The sequence below is a fragment of the Comamonas sp. NyZ500 genome (assembly GCF_016772095.1).
Lineage (GTDB): Bacteria > Pseudomonadota > Gammaproteobacteria > Burkholderiales > Burkholderiaceae_C > Comamonas > Comamonas thiooxydans.
The window spans coordinates 138,533-150,193 of sequence record NZ_JAEIJE010000012.1 but is presented as its reverse complement, the minus strand read 5'-3'; the positions used below and the strand labels follow the sequence as shown (position 1 = coordinate 150,193).

General features: G+C 56.6%; 10 protein-coding genes and 1 tRNA gene. 4 read left to right on the top strand and 7 right to left on the bottom strand.

Going from position 1 to position 11,661, the window contains the following annotated elements; all coding sequences use genetic code 11:
* Positions 1 to 592 precede the first annotated feature (592 nt).
* Complete coding sequence (locus tag JAO85_RS17800) at positions 593 to 1,360, top strand: response regulator transcription factor (RefSeq protein ID WP_039049092.1); 768 nt, start codon at positions 593 to 595, stop codon at positions 1,358 to 1,360.
* A 434-nt stretch (positions 1,361 to 1,794) separates the two neighbouring features.
* On the opposite strand, the gene JAO85_RS17795 is transcribed toward JAO85_RS17800, so the two are convergent.
* Both JAO85_RS17795 and JAO85_RS17790 read right to left on the bottom strand, forming a co-directional pair.
* Positions 1,795 to 2,646 (bottom strand): AlpA family phage regulatory protein, encoded by an 852-nt coding sequence (locus JAO85_RS17795; RefSeq protein ID WP_202788656.1) that lies wholly within the window; start codon positions 2,644 to 2,646, stop codon positions 1,795 to 1,797.
* A gap of 512 nt (positions 2,647 to 3,158) precedes the next feature.
* A tRNA-Leu gene (locus tag JAO85_RS17790) sits at positions 3,159 to 3,243 on the bottom strand.
* A 40-nt stretch (positions 3,244 to 3,283) separates the two neighbouring features.
* Here JAO85_RS17790 and cysM point away from each other — a divergent pair.
* The 3 genes from cysM (at position 3,284) to JAO85_RS17775 (ending at position 5,306) form a co-directional block, all read left to right on the top strand.
* The gene (gene cysM, locus JAO85_RS17785; RefSeq protein ID WP_003069113.1) at positions 3,284 to 4,189 is read left to right on the top strand and encodes a cysteine synthase CysM; all 906 of its coding nucleotides are present in this window, start codon (positions 3,284 to 3,286) and stop codon (positions 4,187 to 4,189) included.
* Between the two features lie 197 nt (positions 4,190 to 4,386).
* The gene (locus JAO85_RS17780) at positions 4,387 to 5,010 is read left to right on the top strand and encodes an NUDIX domain-containing protein (protein ID WP_003069116.1); all 624 of its coding nucleotides are present in this window, start codon (positions 4,387 to 4,389) and stop codon (positions 5,008 to 5,010) included.
* Between the two features lie 68 nt (positions 5,011 to 5,078).
* The gene (locus JAO85_RS17775) at positions 5,079 to 5,306 is read left to right on the top strand and encodes a sulfurtransferase TusA family protein (RefSeq protein WP_003052800.1); all 228 of its coding nucleotides are present in this window, start codon (positions 5,079 to 5,081) and stop codon (positions 5,304 to 5,306) included.
* 87 nt (positions 5,307 to 5,393) lie between these two features.
* On the opposite strand, the gene galU is transcribed toward JAO85_RS17775, so the two are convergent.
* The 5 genes from galU to JAO85_RS17750 form a co-directional block, all read right to left on the bottom strand.
* Entirely contained in the window at positions 5,394 to 6,281 is an 888-nt protein-coding gene (galU, locus tag JAO85_RS17770; RefSeq protein ID WP_003069120.1) for a UTP--glucose-1-phosphate uridylyltransferase GalU, read from the bottom strand.
* A gap of 72 nt (positions 6,282 to 6,353) precedes the next feature.
* Positions 6,354 to 9,269 carry a valine--tRNA ligase gene (locus tag JAO85_RS17765; protein WP_054075199.1) on the bottom strand — a complete coding sequence of 972 codons (2,916 nt, stop codon included), beginning with the start codon at positions 9,267 to 9,269 and terminating at the stop codon, positions 6,354 to 6,356.
* A 300-nt stretch (positions 9,270 to 9,569) separates the two neighbouring features.
* Positions 9,570 to 10,220, bottom strand: coding sequence for a VOC family protein (locus JAO85_RS17760; protein WP_052263568.1), 651 nt, complete (start codon positions 10,218 to 10,220; stop codon positions 9,570 to 9,572).
* A 197-nt stretch (positions 10,221 to 10,417) separates the two neighbouring features.
* Positions 10,418 to 10,993, bottom strand: coding sequence for a YceI family protein (locus JAO85_RS17755; RefSeq protein WP_003069125.1), 576 nt, complete (start codon positions 10,991 to 10,993; stop codon positions 10,418 to 10,420).
* Between the two features lie 82 nt (positions 10,994 to 11,075).
* A complete protein-coding gene (locus tag JAO85_RS17750; protein WP_003069127.1) occupies positions 11,076 to 11,639 on the bottom strand; it encodes a YceI family protein in 564 nt (187 codons plus the stop codon).
* Positions 11,640 to 11,661: the final 22 nt, after the last annotated feature.

The window sequence follows — 11,661 nt, the reverse complement described above, 5'->3', positions numbered from 1 at the left end:
TTGAGCCGCTCACAGCAGCAGATGCAACACCAGCCAACGCAATAACCGCCATGGCAATCAGAGACTTTTTCATGATCATTCCTTTGAATAGCGAGTTCTCAGACAACTGAGAGTGTGTGAGCGAAAGACCGATGCAATTTCGCAAAGGCCAGTGTTAACCGTCAACAAGTTATGGAGTGCTTTGTTACGTTCCAAAACTGCTTTCGGTGAAGGCAGTTTCAGAAAACGACGGAGAAACAGTAATACCCCATTCAAAGATATTTTTTGAAGAATTTAAAATGATGAGAAAAATGAATGATTTGTTGTGGCTTGTGGATGTTGTGCTATTGAAAGAATAGTGCTTGTTGGAAAATTCTTACAATGCTAAAAAATGTAATCTGTATTTCTTTTTATTTTATATGTCCATTGTTTCAAAAATAAAGGGTTTACATCTATTTTTCTGATTAAAAGAAGTTAATACCTAGTATTCCAGTATTAATTTGTAAAAATTTAAACCTTATTTTTCTTTATTTATTTTTTGTAGATTTTCAATGGAATGAATTCTATTTTTCGCGAGATTCCAAAGAAATCGACTCATCAAATGGAGTGTCACATGTATCTATCCGACGCATTTATGAGCTCACGGTTTGATGATGCTGGCAGTACAGAAGTCACATCTACTGTCTTTGGGCGCATGTGGCCGTCCGACATGAAGGGTCAGCAGAACCAGCCGGTGCGAGTCTTTCTGGTTGACGAAGACAGCCATGTCAGGAATGTGATCTCGCAGGAGCTCATGCGTGATCCGCGCACTCTTCTGGTAGGGCAGGCCTCCAGCTATAGAGAGGCTCGTAAGAACATCTTTTTGCAAGATTTCGATGTGCTCCTCATTGACCTGTCTCTTGGTGAAGGCCAAGGAATCGAGTTGCTGGAATCGATCCAACTAAAGAGGCCTGACGTGCTGAGCATTGCAATTTCTGCAAGTGAAAACGACGACGCGGCCATGAATGCTCTTAAAAGAGGCGCTGTTGGGTACCTAGTGAAGAACTCATGGTTTGGAAGCTACTCGCAAGCTGTGCTGGAAGTTGCGAATGGTGGAGCCGCTATATCTCCAGTAGTGGCAAAGAAAATCATTCCAAAAATATTCAAGGCCAATTTTCATGAGGAAAGTATCTTCAAACACAAGAGCTTTGAGTCGCTGACTGAAAGAGAAGTGGAAATATTGAAATTGATAGCCCAAGGAAAAAGCTCTCTCGAGGTCGCGTCCTACTTGCAAATAAGCCCTTTGACAGTGTCAACGCATATAAAAAATATTTACGGAAAGATGCAAGTAAGAACCAGGGCGCAAGCCGTCAGATGTGCAATATTGATAGGTATTATTTGAATACTGTTGTTCACTGTGCTCTAGGTCTTAAATGTGAAAGTACTCTGTCTTAAATCTCATATTGAAATGATATTTGATTCTGAAATATTTTTTGCAGATTTCTTTATAGAGAAATTTCTTTCATGAGGTGGAAGGAGCTTTTACCTGGACACTTTCAAGCATGTGCTCCTTGTTGGGCAAAGCGTGCGTGCTGTTTTCACATGGCTGCGATCCAGCAGCTTTGATGCTTCATCGATGTCATGGATGGGCCGGCCGCGAAGTTGCGCATGTCGCACATAGGCATGGCGCGGATTCGTTTGCCAGCCTCTTTATTGCCGGTGACAAGAGTGAGGTTGCCCCGTTGCAAGAGCTGTTCGATACATTCAACGAGTGGGCGGGACGGGAGATTGTGAGGCGGCCTCCTTATGAAGCAAATCTGAGCTGACCACTGCACTCTATTCGGCGGCACTGGGAGGGGGAGTCAATGAATGGGGATACCACTCCGAAATGACCGATGCTGCATGCGCATGTGCTGATCGCCAGAGGTCGTTCTGGCTGGAGCCAGGATGGTCTGGTAGTTCGATGTGTCTATCAGCCGCGCGAATAGCGAACCAAATGCCATGCTCCCAGTCCTGGTCTCGTTGCAGTTTCTTGAGGGCAGGTGCAGTAATCACGATCACTCTCTTATTGCCCGCTCTTGCATAGCCGATCTCAACCAGCGTTCCAAAAGCCTCCAGGTCTTCGAGATAGGCGACAACAACGTCGGCCCGTGAGATGCCTTGAAGAGCTCCGCGATAGGCTGCGCTTTGTGGATTGGAGGGAGAGTAAGAATTTGCGCCATGCATGTGTCCATGGCTGCCATTTCTCGCTTTCCATGGACCTGAATACATGAACCTCGTACGAGTTCCGTGAAATAGCATTTCTTCCGGCGGCGCGATCAGCACATCGGTATCTGAATTCTCGATCCCTAGATCACCAAGTGCCTTGGATCTGGATACGTCGAAGATTCGCCAACAGGAAAACTCTCTGCCCGGGTCCTCGTTGTCTAAATCTGTCCCCATTTTTCCCGCCATGTAGACGACAGGTAGAGCCAGTTTCGCTTGGCGGATTGCTTTGCTCGCCTGCAGCCAGTTTTCGACATCCGTTTCAAACCAGCCAATGGCTCTGTTGCTCATCGGTGTGGGATGAGGAAACTTGTCCTTGCGCAACAGCTTGTAGAGCATCGATCTTGATAACCCAGTCCGTGTCAGAACCTCATCCATAGGGATGACATTCTTCGTGAAGCGTGACTTGCTATCCGTAGGCATGTGGTTTCTTGAGCTCGTGTGCTAGGTGGATGAGCTGGCGTTAATTAATGCAATAAGTATTAATTTCTGATAGCCATACCCAATGTAGGATTGGCTCTGACATTGTTGTCGAATACGAACGATTTGTATTCATTTTTTATTTTGATCTACTTTCACTCTTCGGAGGGACATGACGTTACCGCCGCGCCTGCCTGCTTCGTGGGGCAAATTACGAGCTGGTCGGCATGTCGCGAACCCGCAGCATGGGATGCAAGGTATTGGGGGAGGGAAATTACGAGGCTTGCGGGGCGCCAGGCAGACTGAAGCCATCGCTGGATGGGGGCGCCTCTGTCCAAGGCGAGAGCTGCCATCTCGCCACGCAAGCGGGAGGACACAGGCGTGCTTTCGGATGTCGTCGCATGGTTTTTGCGCCAATCGTTTTTTTGAGATGCGCCAAATCGCAAATTGCGAGGGGACCATTGTGGCAAAGAAAAAAGCCGTTAAGTCTTTGAGACTTAACGGCTTTTTGTATGTGGTGCCCGGGGCCGGAATCGAACCGGCACGCCTTGCGGCGGGGGATTTTGAGTCCCCTGCGTCTACCAATTTCACCACCCGGGCTTCGCTTAGCGCAGACGCGAATTATGGCACAGTATTGGACATGAAAACTTATTCGACCATCGAACATGCTATCGGTCACACGCCGCTGGTGGCATTGCAACGCATCGGCGCGGATGCAAACCGTGAACGTGCAAACGTAGTGCTGGGCAAGCTCGAAGGCAACAACCCGGCTGGCTCCGTCAAGGACCGGCCTGCGCTGTCCATGATCCAGCGTGCTGAAGAGCGCGGCGAGATCAAGCCGGGCGACGCACTGATCGAGGCAACGTCGGGCAACACCGGCATTGCCTTGGCCATGGCTGCAGCCATCAAGGGCTATCGCATGATTCTGATCATGCCCGAGGACCTGTCCATCGAACGCGCACAGACCATGAAGGCTTACGGCGCCGAACTGATTCTGACGCCCAAGAGCGGCGGCATGGAATATGCGCGCGATCTGGCCGACCAGATGGTGGCCCAGGGCAAGGGTGTGCTGCTGGATCAGTTTGCCAACCCCGACAATCCCAGGGCCCACTATGAAACCACAGGGCCGGAGCTGTGGGAGCAGACCGGTGGTGAGATCACCCACTTTGTGAGTGCCATGGGTACTACCGGAACCATTACCGGAGTGGCCAGGTTCCTCAAGGAAAAGAACCCGAACATCAAGATCATCGGCGCTCAGCCTTCCGAGGGATCGCGCATTCCTGGCATCCGCAAGTGGCCCGAGGAGTATCTGCCCAAGATCTATGACGCTTCGCTGGTCGACGAGCTGGTCTATGTGACGCAGGACGATGCCGAAGACATGGCCCGCCGTATGGCGCGCGAAGAGGGCATCTTCGCGGGTATCTCGGCTGCCGGTGCCCTGTGGGTGGCCCAGGAAATTGCCAAACGCGAGCAGAACGCCACCATCGTGTTTGTGGTGTGCGACCGTGGTGATCGCTACCTCTCTACAGGCGTGTTTCCGGCATGAGCAATGTCTTTTGCGTGATAGCGCAAAAGAGAATCAACGCTCCAAATGACAGTCAGCGCTTATCCATCAAGCGCTGACTGCTATCAATATCAAGAATAGGACTTACGCAAACAAGAATGCAGCAGCGGCCTGCCTTATGAGACAGACGCCTCGCCTGAACCCGTTTTGCGTAAGTCGTGAAGAATACGGAGAGCCTCATGGCTTATGAAGTCCGCTTTTGTTCCAACTGCGCGACTGAGCTGCAATGGATTGTGGCCAGCGAGGACAGCGGCGAGGTGCAGCGTCTGCGTTGCCCGAGTTGCGGGTTCACGCATTGGGGCAATCCCACGCCGGTGCTGGCGGCTGTGGTGGAAGGTGATGACGGCCGGGTGCTGCTGGCGCGCAATGCACTGTGGCAAGAGGGCGTTTTCGGCCTGATTACGGGCTTTATGGAGGCCGGTGAATCGCCAGAAGCCGGTATCTGTCGCGAGGTTCTCGAAGAGACGGGGCTGCGCGTGAAGGCACTGCGTCTGCTGTGCTGCTCGGAGTTTCTGCGCATGAATCAGGTGCTGATTGCCTACCATGTGCGCGTGCAGGGCCGACCCGAGGATGTGAAGCTCTCGCCCGAGCTGCTGGAATACCGCTGGCAGACGGCCCAGGAGTCGCTGTGCTGGCCTGCTGGCACGGGCTACGCTCTGGCAGAGTGGATCAAGCAAAAAGGCTTCGAGCCGCGCTTTGGCGCTTTCCGTCCCGGTCAGAACCCGGAGCCTGATCCCGCCAAATGGCCTGTGCGACGCTGGGCTGAGGACACTCGCTTTACGGTGGCACCGGCTCTGGATTGAGCAAAGACCGCGCTGGCACTGCCAGCGCCTGGTTTTTCTACAATCGGCGCTGACGAGGAATCCACCCCATGCACGTAGATCAAGAAGTTGACACCCGCGGCCTGAACTGCCCGCTGCCCATTCTCAAGGCCAAGAAGGCGTTGGCTGCCATGCAAAGCGGCCAGTTGCTCAAGGTCGTGGCCACAGATACCGGCTCCATCCGGGACTTCCAGGCCTTTGCCAAGCAGACCGGCAATGAGCTGGTCGAGCAGCAGACGGTCGGTGATGAATTCATCCATATCCTGCGTCGGCGCTGAGCGCTGAATCGGTCTGGGAGCATTGGACGGACAAAAGGCCTGCAAGCGCAGGCCTTTTGTCATTAGAGCGGCTTTGGCCGATCTTGCTTATAGGCTCAAGCTCTTGAGGTATTCGCGAAAGCTGTCGCCCACATCGGGGTGCTGCAGCGCCAGCTCCACCGTGGCCTCCAGAAAGCCTTCCTTGCTACCACAGTCATAGCGCTTGCCTGCATACTGGAAGGCATAGACGGCTTCATGAGCCATCAGCCGTTCGATGGCATCGGTCAGCTGGATCTCGCCACCCACACCCTTTGGCTGGTTGCGGATCTCGTCGAAGATGGCGGGAGTCAGCACGTAACGGCCCGCCACACCCATGCGCGATGGCGCTTTCTCGGGAGCGGGCTTCTCCACGATCTCGTCTATGCGCATCAGCGGTCCGCCTGCGGGCTCGCCCTTGACGATGCCGTAGCGCTTGGTGTGCTCGAGCGGAACTTCCTGAACGGCCAGCAGAGAGCGGCCCTGTTTCTGGAAAGCGGCCGTCATCTGCGCCATCACGCCGGGGCCGCCATTCTCTCCTGTCATCAGGTCGTCGGCCAGAATGACGGCAAAGGGTTCATTGCCGACCAGGGGTTGCGCGCACAGAACGGCATGGCCCAGGCCCAGGGAGCGGGGCTGGCGCACGAACAGGCAGTTCATATCGGCCGGGCTGACGCTGCGCACAAGGTCCAGCATGGCCTGCTTGCCGGCATTCTCCAGCTCGTTCTCGAGTTCGTATGAAGTGTCGAAATGGTCTTCAATGGCCCGCTTGCTGCGGCCGGTGACAAAGACCATGTCGCGGATGCCTGCCTCGTACGCCTCTTCCACGGCGTACTGGATCAGCGGCTTGTCCACCACAGGCAGCATTTCCTTGGGCGAAGCCTTGGTGGCGGGCAGAAAACGGGTGCCCAGGCCTGCAACTGGGAACACGGCTTTGCGGACGCGGGTTTGATTGCTCATGTGCTTGTCTTTTCTGGATGGAAAAAAGGCGCAGTTGCCTGCGCCTTGTTTTTGGAGGGAGTTTAGCGGGGTTTAGCCCAGACGAGCGAGCTGCTCGTTGATGCGTGTCAGTGTCGCGCCGAAGTCGGCCAGGCGCTTGCGCTCCTGTTCCAGCACTGCGGCAGGAGCCTTGGCGCAGAAGGCCTCGTTGCTCAGCTTGCCGTTGGCCTTGACGATCTCGCCTTCGAGGCGCTTGGCTTCCTTGGACAGGCGGGCCTTCTCGGCTGCAACGTCGATTTCGACAAACAAAGCCATGCGGATGTCGCCCAGGACGTTGACCGGAGCAGTCTGTGCGGCGGTGGCCCATGCGGCTTCGTCATCGAACACCTTGACTTCGCTGAGCTTGGCCAGGTTCTTGAGCACGTCGGCATTGGCGCGCATAAATGCCGAGTCCTCGGCATTGCCGGCCACGGTGAGCAGCGGCAGGCGTTGAGCGGGCGACACGCCCATCTCGCCACGCAGCGCGCGGCAGGCATCCACCATCTGCTTGATGCGGCCCACGTAGGCGATAGCGGCTTCGTCGATCTTCTCCGGCTGTGCTTCGGGGTAGCGTGCCACGGCGATGGAGTCGCCCTTGAGGCCGGCCACGGGCGCAACCTGCTGCCACAGTTCTTCCGTCACAAACGGAATGATGGGGTGGGCCAGGCGCAGAATCGCCTCCAGCGTACGGATCAGCGTGCGGCGCGTGGCGCGCTGCTGGGCCTCGTTGCCGGTCTGGATCTGCACCTTGGCGATTTCCAGATACCAGTCGCAGAACTCGTTCCAGACGAAGTCGTAAATCGTGTTGGCGACATTGTCCAGGCGGAACTCGGCAAAGCCCTTGGCCACTTCTGCCTCGACCTTTTGCAACTGCGAGCTGATCCAGCGGTCGGGCTGGCTGAAGTGCATATAGCCAGCGAACTCGCCGCCCGGTTGGCACTGCTCCTTGGTGTGGGGTGCCAGACCGCAGTCATGGCCTTCGCAGTTCATCAGCACGAAACGCGAAGCATTCCAGAGCTTGTTGCAGAAGTTGCGATAGCCCTCGCAGCGCTTGCTGTCGAAGTTGATGGAGCGGCCCAGTGACGCCAGGGCCGCAAAGGTGAAGCGCAGTGCGTCCGCTCCGTAGGCGGGGATGCCTTCGGGGAATTCCTTTTGCGTGTTCTTGCGCACCTGGGGCGCGGTCTCGGGCTTGCGCAGGCCGGTGGTACGCTTTTCCAGCAGCGGCTCCAGCGAGATGCCGTCGATCAGATCCACGGGGTCCAGCACATTGCCTTCGGACTTGCTCATCTTCTTGCCTTGCGCATCGCGCACCAGGCCGTGGATGTAGACATGCTTGAACGGCACGCGACCCGTGAAGTGCGTGGTCATCATGATCATGCGGGCGACCCAGAAGAAGATGATGTCGTAGCCGGTCACCAGCACCGAGGAGGGCAGGTAGAGGTTGAAGTCGTCATCGGCCGCATGGCCCTGCTCGGGCCAGCCCATGGTGCTGAACGGCACCATGGCGGAGGAGTACCAGGTGTCCAGCACGTCGGCATCGCGGGTCAGCTTCTTGCCGGGGGAAACCTTGTCAGCTTGTGCCTGGGCTTCGGCCTCGTTCTTGGCAACGTAGATATTGCCTTCCTCGTCATACCAGGCAGGAATCTGGTGGCCCCACCAGAGTTGGCGCGAGATGCACCAGTCCTGGATGTTGTTCATCCACTGGTTGTAAGTGTTGACCCAGTTCTCGGGCACAAACTGAACTTCACCGGAAGCGACGGCGTCGATGGCCTTCTGGGCGATGGACTTGCCGCTCGGGTCCTGGTCGCTGACCTTGCTCATGGCGATGAACCACTGGTCGGTCAGCATGGGTTCGATCACCTGGCCGGTACGGTCGCAGATGGGCACCATCAGCTTGTGCTTCTTGATCTCGACCATCAGGCCCAGCTCTTCCAGGTCGGCCACGATGGCCTTGCGGGCCACGAAGCGGTCCATGCCGCGGTATTTCTCGGGCGCCTCGTCGTTGATCTTGGCGGTCAGCGTCAGCACGCAGATCATGGGTAACTTGTGGCGCTGGCCCACCTGATAGTCGTTCTGATCGTGGGCAGGCGTGACCTTGACCACGCCGGTGCCGAACTCTCGGTCCACGTATTCGTCGGCGATGATGGGGATCTGGCGGCCCACCAGGGGCAGGGTCACGGTCTGGCCGATCAGGTGCTTGTAACGCTCGTCTTCGGGGTGGACCATCACGGCTACGTCGCCCAGCATGGTTTCGGGACGGGTGGTTGCGACCACCAGATTGCCTTCGCCGCTGGTCAGCGGGTAGGCGATATGCCACAGGCTGCCGTCCTTTTCCTGGTTCTCGACTTCCAGGTCGGAGACTGCAGACTGCAGCACCGGATCCCAGTTCACCAGGCGCTTGCCGCGGTAGATCAGGCCTTGCTGGTACAGCTTCACAAAGGTCTCGGTCACCACCTTGGACAGCTTGTCGTCCATGGTGAAGTACTCACGGCTCCAGTCCACGGTGTCGCCCATGCGGCGCATCTGCGTGGTGATGGTGTTGCCGGACTTTTCCTTCCACTCCCAGACCTTTTTGGTGAACTCGTCGCGGCCCAGGTCATAGCGGCTCACGCCCTGGGTCTGCAGCTGGCGTTCCACCACGATCTGGGTGGCGATGCCTGCGTGGTCGGTTCCGGGAATCCAGGCCGTGTTGTAGCCCTTCATGCGGTGGTAGCGTGTCAGCGAGTCCATGATGGTCTGGTTGAACGCGTGGCCCATGTGCAGCGTACCTGTCACATTGGGTGGGGGCAACTGGATGGAGAAGTTGTTGCCTGCAGCGGTAGCTTCGGTACCGGGCTTGCCTGTGCCGCGATAGCCGGCATTGCCGTAGCCGCGCTTTTCCCACTCAGGGCCCCAATGGGCTTCGATGGAGGCAGGTTCAAAAGACTTGGAGAGGCTGTCGAGGCCGGGCTGTTGAATGGTGTCGCTCATGGCTGCGTTACAAGAACTCTGGAAATGAAAACGGCATCCTGAAAAGGGATGCCGTCTGCATGAAAGATAAGGACGGATTGCCAATGATTTTAGCGATCCGATCCAGTGATGAGCGCGGTAGGTCTTATTTCGTCCTCTGGCGCTTATTTATCAAGCGCTTGTAGCTATTGAATTAGCGAGACTTCGCTTGAATAAGCATGTACCACGCCAGAGACGTCGAGCAAGGCCTGGGCAGCCCCAACCGCCCCGCAGCGAGGGCGTCGTCCCTCTTGGGGGGAAGCGGCGTAGCCGCTCAGGGGGTTACTTACCAGGAACAAACTCCGGCCGGTCGTTGTTCTGCGGCTTGAGGGGGGCGCTGGACCTGCCCTCGGCACGTTCCTTGCGCCACTGCTCCTTGCGGGCCGTCCACTCGTCCAGGCGTGCATGGGCGGTCTTGCTTTCCTTGAGCATCTGCAGCTCGTCGGCCAGCTGGGCCGTCAGCTCCAGGCGGATGCCGTTGGGGTCGAAGAAGTAAATGCTCTTGAAGATGTGGTGATCGGTTACGCCCAGCACTTCCACGCCGCAGGCCTGCAGGCGGGCCTTGGTGTTTTCCAGCTCCTGGACGGAGTCCACTCGGAAGGAGATGTGATTGATCCAGATCGGAGTGTTGGGTGAGGGCAGGGCCGCTTCGTCGTCGCCAATGTCGAAGAAGGCGATGAAGGAGCCGTCCTTGAGGCGGAAGAAGAAATGGGTGTAGGGGCAGTATTCGCCCGTGGAGGGGACGTAGTCGCTCTGGATGATGTGGTAGAGCGGCAGGCCGAGGATGTCCTCGTAGAAGTGACGAGTCTCTTCCGCATCCTTGGCCTTGTAGGCGTAGTGGTGCAACTGCTGCACGGCGGCAGGTGCGGGCAGCTGGCTCATGTCCGCACGCCGGGGCTGGGAGTAAACCGGGGTAGGGGCGGCTTGGCTCATGCGATGTCTCCTTCAATTGTGTGAGTGAGTTGATTCTACTATTCGTAATTGATTAACCTAAAGTAAATTTTTTTTTAATGAAGGGGATTTGTGTCTGAAGCATGCTGCAGACGCAAAAAAGCCCGGACCGCTTGCACGGGCCGGGCCAAAGAGAGAGCCCGCAAGGGGCTTCACTCGAGAGTCTTTGCGGACCTGGATTACTGCTTCACAGCTTCGATCTGCAGGACCAGGCGCACTTCCTTGGGGAAGCCGTAGGGGATGCCGTAGTTCACGCCCCACTGGGTGCGGTCGATGGTGGCCTCGAAGTCGCCGCCGCAGACTTCACGCTTTTGCAGCATGGGGCTTTCGTAGCAGGTGAACTTGTTGGCCTTGACGGTGATGGGGGCGGTCTTGCCCAGCAGGGTCAGCTGGCCGGTCACTTCCTTGAGCTTGTCGCCGTCAAACACGAACTTGTCGGAGACAAACTTGGCTTCGGGGAATTTTTCCACGTTGAAGATGTCGGCGCTTTGCAGATGCTTGTTGAAGGAGGGCGTGCCGGAGTTCACCGAAGTCATGTCCAGAGTCACTTCGACCTTGCCGGTCTTGGCTGCCTTGTCGAACTGAACGTTGCCGCTTTTCTTGTCGAAGCGGGCACGGTTGGTGGAGGCGCCAAAGTGGTCGATCTCGAAAGTCGCAAACGTGTGTGTGGGGTCGATGGCGTAAGTGGCTGGTGCCGCCTGGACAGCGGTGGCAAACAGGGACGCAGCGGCCAGAGCGAACAGAGTGGAACGCATGGTGAATACTCCTTCAGGGATTGGAACTATCAAAAAATGAGCTTTCAGCGCTTGCCTATCAAGCGCTGGAGCCGAAAAACGCTTAAAGCTTGCCGACGCCAGTCAGAGCCAGCTTGAATTGCACATTGACCTCGTCGGCCACCATGGAGGTGTCCTTCCAGTCGCCATCGCCGATCTTGAAGTTCAGACGCTTGAGCGCCAGCGTGCCGGCGGCCGTGGTGGTGGCGCCGGACTGGGTCAGCGTCACGGGCAGGCTCACCTTCTGTGCATTGCCCTTGATGGTCAGCGTGCCGTCCACCTGGAACTTGCCACCGCCCAGAGCCTTGACGGCGCTGGAGTCAAAAGTGGCCTGAGGGAATTTGGCAACGTTGAACCAATCTGCCTTGGGCAGTTCGGCATCGGTTTCCTTGGCGCCCATGGTGGCGCTGCCGGTATCGACCGTGAAATGGATCTTGCTGCTCTCGGGTTTGGCGGCGTCGAAGGCAATCTGGGCGTCGAACTTCTTGAAGTGGCCCTTGAGCGGCACGCCCATCTGCTTGGCTTCAAAGTTGACGGCGCTCTGTGCGGGCACCAGGGCTTGAGCTGCCTGTGCGGTGTTGCCAAGGAAAGCGGCTGCAATCAGTGCAGAGGAAAAAAGGACTTTCATCAAAAACTCCTTGTGATGAACA